This is a genomic window from Nocardia sp. BMG111209 (assembly GCF_000381925.1).
Classification (GTDB): domain Bacteria; phylum Actinomycetota; class Actinomycetes; order Mycobacteriales; family Mycobacteriaceae; genus Nocardia.
In genome coordinates this window covers 2,615,690-2,629,830 of record NZ_KB907307.1, presented here as the reverse complement: position 1 = coordinate 2,629,830, position 14,141 = coordinate 2,615,690, and the positions used below count along the sequence as shown (strand labels likewise).

16 protein-coding genes are annotated in these 14,141 nt (G+C 70.0%); 4 read left to right on the top strand and 12 right to left on the bottom strand.

Going from position 1 to position 14,141, the window contains the following annotated elements; translation table 11 throughout:
• The first annotated feature begins 106 nt into the window (after positions 1-106).
• Together G361_RS43325 and G361_RS0112140 are read left to right on the top strand one after the other, a co-directional pair.
• Positions 107-679 carry an SRPBCC domain-containing protein gene (locus G361_RS43325; RefSeq protein WP_019927353.1) on the top strand — a complete coding sequence of 191 codons (573 nt, stop codon included), beginning with the start codon at positions 107-109 and terminating at the stop codon, positions 677-679.
• Positions 676-1,266 carry a dihydrofolate reductase family protein gene (locus G361_RS0112140; RefSeq protein ID WP_019927352.1) on the top strand — a complete coding sequence of 197 codons (591 nt, stop codon included), beginning with the start codon at positions 676-678 and terminating at the stop codon, positions 1,264-1,266. Before G361_RS43325 ends, G361_RS0112140 begins: the two co-directional genes overlap by 4 nt.
• Positions 1,267-1,273: 7 nt before the next feature.
• Here the strand turns inward: G361_RS0112140 and G361_RS43320 are convergent, their stop codons facing one another.
• From G361_RS43320 to G361_RS43310, 7 genes are all read right to left on the bottom strand, one after another.
• Complete coding sequence (locus G361_RS43320) at positions 1,274-2,095, bottom strand: hypothetical protein (RefSeq protein WP_019927351.1); 822 nt, start codon at positions 2,093-2,095, stop codon at positions 1,274-1,276.
• Positions 2,096-2,151: 56 nt separating this feature from the next.
• On the bottom strand, positions 2,152-2,805 hold the full coding sequence (locus G361_RS43315) for a hypothetical protein (RefSeq protein ID WP_155981418.1): 654 nt from the start codon (positions 2,803-2,805) through the stop codon (positions 2,152-2,154).
• A 62-nt stretch (positions 2,806-2,867) separates the two neighbouring features.
• Positions 2,868-3,374: a DinB family protein gene (locus G361_RS0112125; protein ID WP_019927349.1), complete on the bottom strand. Its 507-nt coding sequence runs from the start codon at positions 3,372-3,374 to the stop codon at positions 2,868-2,870.
• A 33-nt stretch (positions 3,375-3,407) separates the two neighbouring features.
• Positions 3,408-3,782: a DUF742 domain-containing protein gene (locus G361_RS0112120; protein ID WP_019927348.1), complete on the bottom strand. Its 375-nt coding sequence runs from the start codon at positions 3,780-3,782 to the stop codon at positions 3,408-3,410.
• Entirely contained in the window at positions 3,779-4,204 is a 426-nt protein-coding gene (locus tag G361_RS0112115) for a roadblock/LC7 domain-containing protein (protein WP_019927347.1), read from the bottom strand. Before G361_RS0112115 ends, G361_RS0112120 begins: the two co-directional genes overlap by 4 nt.
• The gene (locus tag G361_RS0112110; RefSeq protein WP_036494988.1) at positions 4,182-6,488 is read right to left on the bottom strand and encodes a nitrate- and nitrite sensing domain-containing protein; all 2,307 of its coding nucleotides are present in this window, start codon (positions 6,486-6,488) and stop codon (positions 4,182-4,184) included. The genes G361_RS0112115 and G361_RS0112110 overlap by 23 nt, the downstream gene beginning before the upstream one ends.
• A 252-nt stretch (positions 6,489-6,740) precedes the next feature.
• On the bottom strand, positions 6,741-7,361 hold the full coding sequence (locus G361_RS43310; RefSeq protein ID WP_019927346.1) for a TetR/AcrR family transcriptional regulator: 621 nt from the start codon (positions 7,359-7,361) through the stop codon (positions 6,741-6,743).
• 98 nt (positions 7,362-7,459) lie between these two features.
• Between G361_RS43310 and G361_RS0112100 the strand changes: the two genes are divergently transcribed.
• A complete protein-coding gene (locus tag G361_RS0112100; protein WP_019927345.1) occupies positions 7,460-8,431 on the top strand; it encodes a TIGR03620 family F420-dependent LLM class oxidoreductase in 972 nt (323 codons plus the stop codon).
• Positions 8,432-8,453: 22 nt separating this feature from the next.
• Here G361_RS0112100 and G361_RS0112095 read toward each other — a convergent pair whose 3' ends face one another.
• The gene (locus tag G361_RS0112095; protein WP_019927344.1) at positions 8,454-9,101 is read right to left on the bottom strand and encodes a TetR/AcrR family transcriptional regulator; all 648 of its coding nucleotides are present in this window, start codon (positions 9,099-9,101) and stop codon (positions 8,454-8,456) included.
• 137 nt (positions 9,102-9,238) lie between these two features.
• Between G361_RS0112095 and G361_RS0112090 the strand changes: the two genes are divergently transcribed.
• Positions 9,239-10,222: an NAD(P)-dependent alcohol dehydrogenase gene (locus tag G361_RS0112090; protein ID WP_019927343.1), complete on the top strand. Its 984-nt coding sequence runs from the start codon at positions 9,239-9,241 to the stop codon at positions 10,220-10,222.
• Here G361_RS0112090 and G361_RS43305 read toward each other — a convergent pair.
• The 4 genes from G361_RS43305 to gabT all read right to left on the bottom strand — a co-directional run bounded on the left by G361_RS43305 (position 10,209) and on the right by gabT (position 14,108).
• Complete coding sequence (locus tag G361_RS43305) at positions 10,209-10,595, bottom strand: S-adenosylmethionine decarboxylase family protein (RefSeq protein ID WP_019927342.1); 387 nt, start codon at positions 10,593-10,595, stop codon at positions 10,209-10,211. The genes G361_RS0112090 and G361_RS43305 overlap by 14 nt on opposite strands.
• The gene (locus tag G361_RS43300) at positions 10,595-11,134 is read right to left on the bottom strand and encodes a hypothetical protein (RefSeq protein ID WP_155981416.1); all 540 of its coding nucleotides are present in this window, start codon (positions 11,132-11,134) and stop codon (positions 10,595-10,597) included. The genes G361_RS43305 and G361_RS43300 overlap by 1 nt, the downstream gene beginning before the upstream one ends.
• 146 nt (positions 11,135-11,280) lie before the next feature.
• Positions 11,281-12,735, bottom strand: a complete 1,455-nt coding sequence (locus G361_RS0112075; protein ID WP_019927340.1) for an NAD-dependent succinate-semialdehyde dehydrogenase — start codon at positions 12,733-12,735, stop codon at positions 11,281-11,283.
• Between the two features lie 29 nt (positions 12,736-12,764).
• Complete coding sequence (gene gabT / locus G361_RS0112070) at positions 12,765-14,108, bottom strand: 4-aminobutyrate--2-oxoglutarate transaminase (protein WP_019927339.1); 1,344 nt, start codon at positions 14,106-14,108, stop codon at positions 12,765-12,767.
• Positions 14,109-14,141 lie beyond the last annotated feature (33 nt).

Below are 14,141 nucleotides of genomic sequence, written 5' to 3'. Positions count from 1 at the left end.
AACACCTGCAAACCCTCGCCCGCGCGGGCCTGGTGACGGTGTCACCGCTCGGGCAGCGGCGCATCGCGGCCGTCGAGGCCGGGCCGCTCGAGCTCCTCGAGCGCGATTGCGGGATCTGGTCGAGACCATCCGGGCCGGCGCCGACGAGCGTGATGTCCTCACCCGCTACCGCGCCGCCGTCGACGCCGACACCGCACGCGCGGACCGGCCTCGGTGGGCCGACGGGCGCCGTATCACCGCCGAGCGGGAACTGACGGCGCCACCGGAAGCGGTCTGGCAGTACTGGATCGATCCGGCGCTGCTCGAAACCTGGTGGGCCCCACCGTCGATGACGATCACCGAATGCGTGATCGAGCCGGTGCCGGGTGGCCGGGTGATCCTCGACTACCGCGACGCGGAAGAGCGGTACCGCTCCGCGGGCCGGGTGCACACCGCCGACGAACCGGGGCATCTCGCCTTCGACCTGTCGGTGCTCGACGCGGCAGGCGCGGTGTTGTTCACCGGCCGCTACGACCTGACCCTCACCGGACAGGCGGGCGGCACCACGCTGCTGCTCGATCTCACCGTCACCGACACCACCGTCGAGGCGGCCGCCTTCATCACCGGTATCGAAATCGGCTGGGGCCAGGTTCTCGACAATCTCGTCCGGCTCATCGAAAACAAGGAAGTGGAAGCATGACTCGCACCGTGACCGCCAACATCGCCCTCACCCTCGACGGCCGGTACCACGGCCCCGGCGGCCCCGCCGATGTCGCCGCGATCGTCCCCTACGCCACCACCGAGGTCGCCCGGAACCACCTCGCCCGCATCCACGCGAACGCGACGACCGCCGTCCTCGGCCGCAGGAACGCCGAGGGTTTCCTCGGATTCTGGCCGACGGTCGCCGCGGACGACAACGCCGATCCCCGCGACCGGGCCTACGCGAAGTGGCTGGTCGACACCGACAAGGTCGTCTTCTCCACCACCTTGACCGAGGCGCCGTGGGAACGCACCCGCCTCGCGAACGCGCCTGCCGCCGAGGTGATCACCGAACTGAAGGCCGACGGCGAGGGCGAGATCCTCGTCAACACCAGCCCTTCCGCCGTCACCAAGGATCTGCTCGCCGCGGATCTGATCGACCGGCTGTATCTGCTGATCACCCCCGAAATCGCCGGTGGCGGAGCGCATCTGTTCACCGACGGCCTGCCCGGCTCGCAGTGGCAGCTCACCGGCCGGGAATCCGGCGAGCACGGCGAGATCGCGGTCGTGTACGACCGCAGGCGCTGAGCGGCCGCTACCCGGCGGCGGACCGGGATTGCCCGCCGGCCGCGCGGATCCGGTCGTTCGCGCCGGCGATCGCGTCCGTGACGATCGCGCCGGCCGCCGTCCGCACGGCGGTGGCGGTGTCGGCGCCCGCGGCGACCGCCCGGCCGGGGTCGCCGGTCGCCGCCAGTTCCTGGGCCGCGGCGTCGGTGGTCTCGAACGCGCCGGACAGCACCTCGTTGAAGGCCGGGAAGATGACCGCGGCGCCGACGTCGATCGCCGCCACCACGGCGACCTGCGTGGCGTCGTGCGGCACGGCCAGGGGCGGGGGGTCGGGCACGATGGGTGCGTTGAGGGCGGCGAAGGTGTCCGCGCGGGCGGTCCGGGCGGCCGCATCGATCGCGGGTGGCCCACCCGCGGCGGCGCCGCCGATGTCGAGCAGTCCGACCACGCCGACCTCGAACGCGTTCAACGCTCGCGGCGCCACTTCCGTGCCGTCGGCGACGATCGACTCCTGCGCCGCGACCCGCGTGGGCCCGGTGACCGATGCGGCGGCGACGCCGAACGCACGCATCGGATCGGCGCCCGATTGCCGTGCGGCGCCGAATGTTCCGGGCGCCTGCTGCACGGTGACCGCGATGGTGGTGCCGGTCTGCGCGAGCAGCGGGCAGATGATCGAGCAGTAGACCAGCTGATTGTGCAGGAAACTCGTCACGAGACCGCCGGGCGGCACCGGCGCGACATCCGGTGCCGCCGGTAGCGGCGCCGCGGCCGCGGTCGGCACGGCGGCGATGCCCGCCAGGGCGATCCCGGTGACTGCGACACCGGCGTGCAGGACGGTTGCTATCCGCATGGTGGCCTCTCGTATCGACGGTGATACGCGGGACACGTTTTCCGGTCCCGGCGGGTTCAGTCCGGTTGATCCACGGGCGTTTCGCCCGATTCCGCCGCCGGATCCCGGTGGGCGGCGAGGAATTCGTCGACGATGCGCACATGATCGTCGTGGGTGGTGCGCGCGGCGCCGACCAGCCGGCCGTACGCGACCGGACCGACCAGCTGCGCGACCGCGGCGGGCACATTGTCGCCGCCGAGCGCCGCGCGGCCCTCCTCCGTCGCGAACAGCTCCTCGAACGGCTGCCGGTAGTGATAGTTCAGGCCCATGCGGAACATGGCGGACTTGGTCAGCTCCGCACTGGGCTCGGCCGGGGCGCCGGCCGCGATCCAGGTCAGCGCCACCTTGCTCAGCGGCGCGGTCTGGATGACCGCCGCGTGCTGCTCGACCAGCTCGATCAGCCGGTCGCGCACCGCCCCTTCGCCGGGTGCGGGCACCGCCGGCAGCAGGACGCGGTACAACGCGGCCGTCCCGGCCATGACACCCTTGCCGAGGTACTTGTACATGGTGTTCTTCGCGGCGGTCTTCTGCTGGCCGTACACATGGGCGGCAAGCGGTTTCAGGCCACCCGACTTGATCAGTGTCCCCACCGCGCGCAATTGCTCTGCGCGCGTGGGCGGCTGCGCAGGGGTCTCCGCGGGCGGGGTGTCTTCGGTGATCCCAGACGTCATCGGGAGTCCTTCCTCCGGAAAAATCTGCTGCTACCGCCCCATCCGGAACGCTGCTGCCGATCTTACTGTGACCTCCCCGATACCTCCGGGCCCGCGGCCTCGATCTGCTCGCGCAGGATGTCGCCGTGCCCAGCGTGCCGGGCGAATTCCGCGATCATGAACAGATAGATCCACCGCAGGCTGACGACCCCCATCCGCGGATGCTCGCGGGTCTCGTCCAGATCGATGCCGGCCGCGATGGACCTGGCTCGCGCACTGGCGTTCTCGAATCCCGCGATCACCCCGGCCACGGTCTCGTCGGCATCGACCTCGAAACCGCGATGCTCCCACAGCGGACCGTCGCATTCGGCTTCGTCGAGCCGTCCGAGCGTGCGCTGGAACCACATTCGCTGCGCGAAGGTGGCGTGTTTGATCAGCGCGAGGGGAGTGGTGAGCGAGGGCACCAGCCGGCGCCGGGCGTCGAGGTCGGACAGTCCGCGCACCGTGTCGACGAGATCGGCGCGCGCCCAGTCGAGGGTGCTCTCGAGCAGTTCTCGTTCGGTGCCGGTGGTGCGGGTCGGAGTCATCATCGGACGGCGGTCCTTCCTCGGTCGGTCCTTGTGCTACAGCCGCCGGATTCCGTCGAGTACCGCGCGCAGCGTCGTCAGATCGGCGGGACCCGCGCCGGTGCGGGCGGGCGGGCGGAAGTCCAGATGTCCGTCGCCGATCAGATCCCCGACGAGGATCTTGGTCACCGCCAACGGCAATCGCAGCATCGCCGACACCTCGGCCACCGACAGCGGCCCCCGGCACAGCCGCAGAATTTCCGGATATTCGGGCTCGGGCCGCCGCAGCGGCGGGCCCGTCCGCTTCGTCAGCACCACCGTCAGCATGTCCAGTTCCCGGCCGGAGCCGAGGGTACGGCCGCGCGTGACCGCGTACGGGCGGACCAGCGGACCCGCCTCGTCGTCGTACCACGGTTCACCGAAATGGGTCATGGCCTCCGGGGCTCCGCGTGCTCGGACCGTCCGTTGCGGGCATCGGCCGACAGATGCGCGCCGACCCGCGACACCGTCAGGTTCATCTCGTAGGCCACCATACCGATATTGGCGTTCACGCTGGCCTGCAGCGCGATACACGCGTTCGTGCCGGCGGAGGTGACGAAGAGGACGGCCCGGTCCAGCTCGATCACCGCCTGCCGCACCCCACCGCCGTCGAACCGGTGGCCGGCACTGCGCGCCAGGCCGTACAGCGTCGACGACATCGCCGAGAAGTGTTCCGCGTCTTCGCGATTCAGTGATGAGCAGCGGCCCAGCAGCAGGCCGTCGGTGGAATGCACCACCGCGAACCGGACATCCGCCAGACGCTCGACGAGATCGTCGAGCAGCCAGTTGAGCTCACCTGCGTCGGAAGAAGTCACCTTCGCCATCCTGTTCTCCGGCGGGGGGCGCCGAGATCTCCCCGCGGCCCTGCCGTGTGCCACTGTCGATGGCGGTGAACAGATCTCGGGTCTGTTCCGCTGTGTGCTGATCGGGTGCGGTGGTTTCCGAGGTCCACTCGCGCGACAGTTCCGGTGCGAGATTGGCCTGCTTGCTGCGGTGCGGCAACGGCGGCCGGGTCGCGAAGCCGGTCCGCATGGGCGCGGAGTCGTTGCGCGCCAACGGGTACGGCGCCTGCGGCCGGGCACCGGCGGTCAGCGGGGCGGCCGGCCGGTCCGCACCGGCCAGGGAGGGGAATTCGCCGGTCCGGGGCGGGTCCGGAATCCGGGTGAACCGGTCCGGCAGATGGTCGACCCGGCTGTCGGCGGCGGCCACCAGTGTGGTGGGGATCAGCACGATGGCCCGGACCCCGCCGTAATCGGATTCGCTCAGCCGCACGGAGATACCGTGCCGACCGGCCAGCTGGGCCACCACGAACAGCCCGAGCCGGGAATCCTCCGACAGCGATCCGACACCGAAATCCGGTGGGTTGCTCAGCATCTCGTTCGCCCGCTGCATATCCGCGACCTGCATGCCCATACCCTGATCGGAGATCTCGACCACGACTCCGCGGCCGACGACCGCGCCGGTCACGGAGACCCGGGATTCCGGCGGGGAGAAGGCGGTGGCGTTGTCGACGAGTTCCGCCAGCAGATGGATGAGGTCGGCCACCACGGCGCCGATCACATGCGTGTCCGGCATCCGGGCGGTCTGCACCCGGGCGTAGTCGAGGGTTTCGCCGACCGCGCTGCGGACCAGTTCGACCAGCGGCACCGGCCGCCGCCACTGCCGGCCGGGCTGCCCGCCGCCGAGGATGATGAGGTTCTCGGCGTTGCGGCGCTCGCGGGTGGCGAGGTGATCCATCCGGAACAGGGTGTCCAGCATGGCCGGATCCTCCTGCCGCGACTCGGCCTCGTCGAGGATCTCCAGCAGGCGGTGCACCACGATCTGGCTGCGGTGCGCGATGTTCAGGAACACCGCCCGCACACCCTCACGGGTGCGGGTCTCGGTGACCGCCGCGTCGACCGCCGCGTTGTGCGCCTGGGTGAAGGCGCGCGCGACCTGTCCCACCTCGTCGGTGCCGAAATCCAGGGTCGCGGACAAGGTCTCGGTGTTCAGTTGCTCGCCCGCGGCCAGCCGGCGGGTGACGTTGGGCAACTGCTCCTCCGCCAGGGCCAGCGTCTGGGTCCGCAACAGTTGCAGCCGGCCGATGAGGCGATTGGCCAGCACCAGCGCGATCAGGAAGGCGGCCACCGCGATCGCCAGCGCGCCACCGCCGGCCAGCGCCGCGTTGTTGGAGGTCCGGTTCACCGCGTCCAGTGCGGCCCGGTTGCTCTGCACACTTCCGGCCTTCCACAGCTCGAGCACTCGGTTGCCGATATCGGTGCCGGCCGAGTGCCAATCCGCCAGCGGGACCGGAGGGGGCAGTACCGCACCGGATTTCGTCGTCGGCAGGCGCAGCGCGTAATCCTCCATGGCCCCGAGCTGCTGCCAGGACGGCGACGCGATGATCGACTTGACGACCGCGGCGTCGGACTGCGACATCTGGGTGGCCAGGCGCGGCAGTTCGGTGCGGTAGAAACCGACCTGGTTGCGGTAGTCGGCCAGCAGTGCGGGGGAGAGGGTTTCGCCGTTGAGGACGACGCCGGTCAGCGCGATGCTGCGGGACAGGCTCTCGAGGGTCATCAGCACGCGCAACCCGGTCACCATCTGCAGGCTGGTCGCGGTGTTGGGGGCGTCCTTCACCACCGCGTCGCTACTGGTGACGATGCCGTCGAGCACCTGATTGAAGATGTTGTACACGTTGTCGATCGGCATCGCATCGGCATCGATCGCGCCGCGCAGCTGTGGCAGTGCGGTGGTGAGCTGATTGAAACCGTCGGAGGCGTAGTTGCGTTTGCCGTAGGCGTTGGCGTTGGCCATCTGCTGGATCGGCGCCACCGCCCGCAGCGACTGGTCCACTTCGGTCCGGGCCTGCGCCAGCGCGGCCGGATCGCCCTGTCCCGTCTCGTGCCAGAGGGACTGCATGCGTTCCTGCTGGAACGAGTCCACCAGCGGCGCGCCCATCCCGGTGGTGCGCGACAGCACGGCCAGCCAGTCGTGCGCGTTCCGGCTCTCCACGTACAGATATCCGGCGGTGCCGGCGCCGATGCCGAGGAGCGCCACACTCGGCACGAACGCGATCACGAGTATGCGGGTACGGACACCGATACGCGGCTTGAACATCGGCATACCGTAGCCCCTGCGGTATGACTTTGCGGTGATACCGGGAAGTAAGATGGCGACCGGTTCGTGCCATTGTCCACTCCGGCGGAACGCCGCGCCGATGTGTTGATCATGTTCTCGGGCAATACATATGGGCGCGACCGCGCACCCGCCGCGAGCCGCTCGGCCCGGCCCCGGTGAAACAGTGTATCGCGGGCGCGAACAACGGGCGGATCGCGCTCCGCTCCGGAAGCACACCGTGGACAGGGTGTTTCATGGGACGAATGTCGAATGTGGTTGCGGGGAGCGGCTTTCGGGGTGGCGCAGGCCGTCGGCCAGCACGCCGAGCAGGCGCGCGGTGCGGTCCGGATCGCCGGTGGGGGTGTGCTGGGCGGCCCAGGCTATTCCGGCGGCGTGGGTGAACAGATCCGAGGCGTCGATATCGGCCCGGACGGCGCCGGTTCGCTGCGCGCGGGTGAGCAGCTCGGCCGCGCTGGTACGCATGGCTTTACACGAGGCGTACAGCGCCGAGTCGTGGTCGCGCAGGGTGGCCAGCACGAGTTCGGACAATCCGCGGAACGTCTGGATGTAGGCGACGAATTCGGCCAGCCAGGTGAACAGCGCGGTATCGGCGGCCTCGGCGTGCGCGAGTTCCTCGGCGTGCGTGGCCAGTTCGCGGTAGCGCTCGGCGAGGACCGCCTCGATCATGGCGTCACGGGTGGGGAAGTGGCGGTACATCGTGGCGTTGCCGACCCCGGCCGCGCGCGCGATGGTGTCCAGCGCGGCGTTCGCGCCCTGGGCGGCGAACACCTCGGCGGCGGCGGCGATGAGTGCCAGTCGGTTGCGCCGCGCATCGGTGCGGCGGGGCGATGGATTCGGGTCGGATGCGGTCATGGGCTCGATTCGACAAGTGGGGAGTATCCCCGGTACCGTACCGCAGCGGAAACGGGGACACTCCCCGCTTTATTGCCGACGCCGGACCGGAGACCGTCATGACCGAGACCAGTCGCCTCGAAACCACCCACCTCGCCGAAACCCGGGAACGGCTCGGGAAGGTGGGGGTATGGATCCTCAACGCGGTCACCGCCACGGCTCCGGCGGCCGTACAGCGCCGCGAGGTGGCCCGCATCGAACGCCTGGGGTACGGCTCGGTCTGGACCGGTGAGTCCTACGGGCGGGACATCTTCGCCCTGCTGGGCATCTGGCTGGCCGCGACCGAGCGGATCGTGGTCGGATCCGGCGTCGCCAATCTGTGGAGCCGGCCGGGCAGCACCATGCGCGCCGGCGCGGACACGCTCGCCGAGGCGTATCCGGGCCGGTTCGCCCTCGGTATCGGCCACGGATACGTCACGCGGCCGACGGTCGGCGGGCGCGATTTCTCCCGGCCGCTGGCGCGCAGCCGGGAATATCTCGACGAGATGGACTCCGCACCGCTCGAGCGCGGCGACTCCGGCGCGATCGTGCGGGCCACCTGGCCCCGGTTGCTCGGCGCCAACGGCCCGCGGATGACGGCGCTGGCGGGCGAACGGGCCGACGGCACACTGCCGTTCGCGGGACCGGTGGCCGCCACGCGCCGGGCCCGGGAGATTCTCGGGCCCGGGAAATTGGTCATCCCCGAGCAGCACGTCGTCGTCGACACCGACCCCGCGCGGGCCCGGGAGACCGCATTCGCCGCCCGCGCCGCGGCGCTGGCCGCGGCCCAGCGGGCCGGCGTGGATCCGCTCGATTCCCCCTACAACCGCCAGCTACTGCGACTCGGCTACGGCGAGAAGGAGATTCGGGAGAGCAGCCCGCGGGTGATCGACGCGATCATCGCCTACGGCGACGGCGACGCCATCGCCGCGCGTATCCACGAACATCTCGACGCCGGGGCCGACCACGTCCTGCTCTACATCCAGGGCGCCGCCGACATGACGACGACGGTCGACCGTCTCGAGGCGATCGCGGCCCGGATGCCGTTCTGACAACCGTTGGGGCGCAACGGCCTCATTCCGCGCGCTGGGCCGCGCGCGCCAGGCCGTCGAGGATCAGTTCCAGCCCGAAGTCGAATTCGTCGGCGTAGTCGTATCCCGGTCGCATCACGTGCTGCATCGCGAATTCGACCAGATACGGGTACTCGTCGGGCCGGAACTGGTCCATGAAACCGGTCATGGCGTCGTCCAGGGTGCGGGGGGTGAACGGCAGCGCGGCCTCCTCCAGGGCGAATCCGTAGATATAGCAGTCCAGCAGGGAGTAGGCGTGCCCGGCCAGTGCGAGCGGGAAACCGTTGCGGCGCAAGGTCTTCAACACCGCGTCGTGATGGCGCAGGGTCGCGGGGCCGGGATGGGACCGCGACTCCATGAACGGGGTGGCCCACGGGTGCCGGCGCAGGACCGCGCGTGCCGAGTGCGCGCGTTGCCGTAGCGCGGTGCGCCAGTCGGTGTCCTCCGGCGGCAGTTCGATCTCGGCGAAGACGACGTCGATGATGCCGTCGATGATGGCTTCCTTGTTCGCGACATGGTGATACAGCGACATCGGTTTGGCGCCGAGCCTCGTGGCGAGGGAGCGCATGGTCAGCCCCTCGATGCCGGATTCGTCCGCGATCGCGATCGCCTCGCCGAGCACCCGTTCCCGGGACAGCGGTATCCGTTCCACTCTGCTCCTCTCACCTCTCGGCCGGAAATTGTGATTGACATCTGCCCCGGTCACTGTACCGTACTAAGTACGTCGTACTTAGTAAGTCTGGAGGTTCGGTAATGGGATCGATGGGGAATCCGGGTCGGAGCGAGGTCATGCGGGCGGTTGTGCAGAACGGCTACGGCTCGGCCGCCGTACTGCGGACGGCCGAGGTCGGCAGGCCCGCCGTCGCGGACGGCGAGGTGCTGGTGGAGGTCGCGGCCGCCGGTCTCGACCGGGGCGTCTGGCATCTGATGACGGGAAAGCCGTATGCGGCGCGGCTGGCCCTCGGCAGACCGCGCAACCGGGTCGCCGGGATGGATGTCGCGGGCACGGTCGCCGCCGTCGGCGCGAAGGTGACCAGGTTCGCCGTCGGCGACGAGGTGTTCGGCGTCGGCCGTGGCTCGTTCGCGGAGTACGCGGTCGCCGGCGAGGACAAACTCGTGCACAAACCGGCCGGGCTGGGCTTCGCGCAGGCCGCCGTCGTCGCGGTCTCCGGGGTCACGGCCCTGCGCGCCGTGCGCATCGCCGGCCGGGTGCGACCCGGTCAGCACGTCCTGGTGCTCGGCGCGTCCGGCGGCGTGGGTTCGTATGCGGTGCAACTGGCCAAGGCGTCCGGCGCCCGGGTCACCGGTGTATGCAGTACGGCCAAGGCGGATCTGGTCCGGTCGCTCGGCGCCGACGACGTGATCGACTACACCACCACCGATTTCGCCGACTCCGGGCAGCGCTACGACCTGATCGTGGACATCGGCGGCCGCAGCCGCTTCGCCCGGCTGCGGCGGGCGCTCACCCCGCGCGGCACGCTCGTCGTCGTCGGTGGCGAGGGTGGCGGCCAGGTGCTCGGCATGGGCCGCACGCTGCACGCGCTGGCGCTGTCACCGTTCGTGCGGCAGCGGCTGACCGCGATCGTCGCCGTGCCCGGCCGCGCCGACCTGGAAACCCTTCGCGGACTGATCGTTTCCGGCGAACTCGCCCCGGCCGTCGGCGCCACCTACCCGCTGGACCGAGCGCCGGAGGCCGTGCGTGTGCTCGAGGCCGGACAGGCCCGCGGCAAGATCGCCATCGCGATCGGCGCCCGTATTCCTAACGGACGATGATGGTCTGGCGAGCCCCGTGCGACCCGAACCAGTCCGCGGTGAAGCGCAGCGCCGTCTCGGCGTCGAAACGCCGGCAGGAGAAGATGTTCAGGTATGCCCGGCCCAGGTGCTCGCTGAAATGCCCGACGACACTGGAGGTCTCGATGAGCTGCACCAGGGTGTAGCCGGAGGTGACCGGGTCGTCGTGACCGAAGTGCTCGATGATCGGCTCGCCGTAGGCTTTCATGCCGATCAGCTCGACCAACTCGCGGGCATAGCCCCGGATCGTGTCGGCGTCGCCGATCGCGGCCGGATCGCATCCGTCGAGATCGAGGATGAGTTCCATGCCGAAGGTCATCGCGTCCACGCCGTGGTGGTCCGGCCGGCCCGGCATCAGCGCTCCCCGAAGTCGTAGGCGACGAAGGTCTGGGTGTCGACGATCCGGGGCCGCGGTGCGCTGTAGCGTTCGAGCAGCCGTAGCGAGATCGAGTGCACATCGCGCTCGCCGAAGTTGAACGCGCAGTAGTCCATCAGCGCGACACCCGCCACCCGGCGCTGAGGCGCCGACATCGCCTCCAGCATGGCCGCGAACCCGCCGCGCACACCGTCCCGGACGCCGATGAAGCCGATGTACCACAGCTTCCCCGCCGCGTACTGCTCCGGATACATCCGCTCGAAATAGGCGGGTGAGATGAGCGGCCAGGCGCTCAGATCGTTCGTCGACGTGCCCAGTCCGAGCAGGGCGTCGTTCTCTTCCGACAGTACGTATTTGGTGATCCGGCCGTCGGTCATGACTTCGGTGAACTCGTCGTGGCGCATCAGATGACGTTGTGCCGCAAGAGTATTGATCTCGGCGAACGTCTCCCGATAGAAGGTCCACGCCGCGTCGCGGGCGGGAGTCGCACCCATCGTGGGTGTTTCGATGATTTTCACAAGTGATTCCGTGGAGTCCTCCGCCGTGGCACCGGCCCCGGGTGCCGAGTCCTGCTGTACGACAGCACGTTATCGAGGGCCGGTGGCGCAGAGAAGAACCAATCCGGCCGAACTCCACTGGGCCGATCCGGTCTCCGGCGCCGCGGTCACGGCAGCGCGAGGTATTTGGTCTCCAGGTATTCGTCGATACCCTCGACCCCGCCTTCCCTGCCCAGACCGGATTCCTTCACGCCGCCGAAGGGGGCGGCGACATCGGAGATCACACCCCGGTTGATGCCGACCATTCCCGATTCCAGCTGCTCGGCGACCCGCAGCGCGCGTTCGAGGCCGGCGGTGTAGATGTAGGCGGCCAGGCCGAATTCGGTGTCGTTGGCCGCGGCGATACCTTCCTGTTCGCCGTCGAAGCCGGTGACGGCCGCGACCGGGCCGAAGATCTCCTCCCGGAGGATCCGCGCGTTCGCGGGCACGTCGGCGAGTACGGTCGGCTCGAAGTAGTAGCCGACGTTTCCGGTGCGGGCGCCACCGGTGGTCACGACGGCGCCCTTCGCGACGGCATCGTCGACCAGTTCGGCGACGATGTCGCGCTGCTTCGCACTGATCAGCGGACCGACCTGAGCGCCGGGTTCGTATCCCGGGCCCAGCGTCAGCGCCTTCATCGAATCCGTCAGCCGCGCAGTGAATTCCGCGCGGACGCGATTGTCGACGTGGAAGCGGTTGGCCGCGGTGCACGCCTCACCCAGATTGCGCATCTTGGCGAGCATCGCTCCGGCGACGGCGGATTCGATGTCGGCGTCGTCGAACACGACGAACGGCGCGTTGCCACCGAGTTCCATCGAACTGCGCAGCATCCGGTCGGCGGCCTTGGCCTGCAACAGTTTTCCGACCGGTGTGGAGCCGGTGAAGGTGATCTTCCGCAGCCGGGCATCGCCGAACAGCGGATCGGTCAGGCCGGCGGCATCGGAGGTGGGCAGGATCGACAGCACGCCGGGCGGCAGGCCCGCGTCGGCGAGCACCTGCCCGAACAGCAGCATGGTCAGCGGCGTCTCCGGGGCGGGCTTCAGCACCATGGTGCAGCCGGCCGCCAGCGCCGGCGCGATCTTGCGAGTTCCCATGGCCAGCGGGAAGTTCCACGGGATGATCGCGAGCACCGGGCCGACCGGTTGCCTGGTGACGAGGATCCGGCCGGTGCCCGAGGGCGACCGCGCGTACCGGCCGTGCACGCGGACCGCCTCCTCGGCGAACCAGCGCAGGAATTCGGCGCCGTAGGTGACCTCGCCGTGGGACTCGGCGAGCGGCTTACCCATCTCCAGGGTCATCAGCATGGCGAAGTCGTCGCGCGCCGCGATCACCGATTCCCATGCCCGGCGCAGGATTTCGGCGCGGTCGCGGGCCGGGGTCGCGGCCCAGTCCGCCTGGGCGCGGGCCGCCGCGTCCAGTGCCCGCCGGCCGTCGCCGGGACCCGCGTCCGCGACCTCCGCCAAGACCTCGCCCGTCGCGGGATTGTGGACGGGGAAGGTCTTTCCGGAGCCGGCGGGCAGCTGTTCTCCGGCCAGCCACAGTCCGGTGGGCACCGTGGTCGACAGGGCGGTCAGATCGGACATTCGTCGATTCCCTTCCGGGTCGGTAGATCTCAGCGGCCGTGGGTGCGCAGCGCCTGCGCGAGCACATCCAGTCCGTCGGACAGCAGGTCGTCGCCGATCACCAGCGGGGGGAGCAGGCGGATCACGTTGCCGTAACTGCCGCAGGTGAGCACGACCACTCCGTGCGAAAGCGCTTCGGCGGCCACCGTTTTCGCCAGTGCGGGGGCGGGATCGGCGCCGCCGGGCTCGACCAGTTCGAGGGCCAGCATCGCGCCGCGGCCACGGACGTCGCCCACCACCGCCAGCTCGCCGGCCAGGGCGGACAGTCGCGGCCGCGCGATCTCCTCGATCCGCCGCGCTCGCGCCGGCAGATCCTCCGTGCGCATCACCTCCAGCGTCGCCAGGGCCGCGGCGCAGGCGACGGGATTTCCGCCGTAGGTGCCGCCGAGGCCGCCGGCGTGCACCGCGTCGAGCAGTTCCGCGCGGCCGGTGATCGCCGCCAGCGGCATCCCGCCGGCGATCCCCTTCGCCATCGTGACGATGTCGGGCACGACACCCTCGTGCGCACTGGCGAACCAGGCGCCGGTCCGGGCGAGACCGGTCTGCACCTCGTCGGCGATGAAGACCACACCGTGCGCCGTGGCCCAATCCGCCAGTGCCGGAAGGAATCCCGGCGCCGGCACGATGAAACCGCCTTCCCCCTGGATCGGTTCGATGACCACCGCGGCCACGGAATCGGCGCCGATCTGCCGTTCGATCTGCTCGATGGCCCGCGCCGCGGCCTGCGCGCCGGTCAGCCCGGCGGGGTCGCGATACGGGTACGACATCGGCACCCGATGGATATCGGGTGCGAACGGCCCGAAGTGCGCCTTGTACGGCATCGCCTTCGCGGTCAGCGCCAGCGTGAGGTTGGTCCGGCCGTGGTAGGCGTGGTCGAAGGCCACCACCGCGCTGCGGCCCGTCGCGAGCCGCGCCACCTTGATCGCGTTCTCGACCGCCTCGGCGCCGGAGTTGAACAGCGCGGTGCGCTTGGCGTGATCGCCGGGCGTCAACTCCGCCAGTTCCTCGGCGACCCGGACATAGCCCTCGTAGGGGGTGACCATGAAACAGGTGTGGGTGAACCGCGCGGCCTGCTCGGCGATGGCGGCCGCGACCGCCGGATGGGAGGCGCCGACACCGGTCACGGCGATACCCGAACCGAGATCGATCAGCGAATTGCCGTCGACGTCGACGATGACACCGCCGTCGGCGTCGGCCGCGTACACCGGCACCGAGGAACCGACTCCGGCGGCCACCACCCGGTCCCGGCGGGCGGTCAGCGCCTCGGATCGGGGACCGGGCAGCGCGGTGACGAGTGAGCGTTTCTGCGGCAGTCGCTGCCCTGAGTACGTCATCGGTGGGCTCCCCTCGGATTCGGATTCGGATTC

What these genes read in the sequence shown, in the direction of transcription:
- G361_RS0112140 (WP_019927352.1), top strand. Translation starts at nt 676, where the DNA reads ATGACTCGCACCGTGACCGCCAACATCGCCCTCACCCTCGACGGCCGG.
- G361_RS43320 (WP_019927351.1), bottom strand. Translation starts at nt 2,095, where the DNA reads ATGCGGATAGCAACCGTCCTGCACGCCGGTGTCGCAGTCACCGGGATC.
- G361_RS43315 (WP_155981418.1), bottom strand. Translation starts at nt 2,805, where the DNA reads ATGACGTCTGGGATCACCGAAGACACCCCGCCCGCGGAGACCCCTGCG.
- G361_RS0112125 (WP_019927349.1), bottom strand. Translation starts at nt 3,374, where the DNA reads ATGATGACTCCGACCCGCACCACCGGCACCGAACGAGAACTGCTCGAG.
- G361_RS0112120 (WP_019927348.1), bottom strand. Translation starts at nt 3,782, where the DNA reads ATGACCCATTTCGGTGAACCGTGGTACGACGACGAGGCGGGTCCGCTG.
- G361_RS0112110 (WP_036494988.1), bottom strand. Translation starts at nt 6,488, where the DNA reads ATGTTCAAGCCGCGTATCGGTGTCCGTACCCGCATACTCGTGATCGCG.
- G361_RS43310 (WP_019927346.1), bottom strand. Translation starts at nt 7,361, where the DNA reads ATGACCGCATCCGACCCGAATCCATCGCCCCGCCGCACCGATGCGCGG.
- G361_RS0112100 (WP_019927345.1), top strand. Translation starts at nt 7,460, where the DNA reads ATGACCGAGACCAGTCGCCTCGAAACCACCCACCTCGCCGAAACCCGG.
- G361_RS0112090 (WP_019927343.1), top strand. Translation starts at nt 9,239, where the DNA reads ATGCGGGCGGTTGTGCAGAACGGCTACGGCTCGGCCGCCGTACTGCGG.
- G361_RS43305 (WP_019927342.1), bottom strand. Translation starts at nt 10,595, where the DNA reads ATGCCGGGCCGGCCGGACCACCACGGCGTGGACGCGATGACCTTCGGC.
- G361_RS0112075 (WP_019927340.1), bottom strand. Translation starts at nt 12,735, where the DNA reads ATGTCCGATCTGACCGCCCTGTCGACCACGGTGCCCACCGGACTGTGG.
- gabT (WP_019927339.1), bottom strand. Translation starts at nt 14,108, where the DNA reads ATGACGTACTCAGGGCAGCGACTGCCGCAGAAACGCTCACTCGTCACC.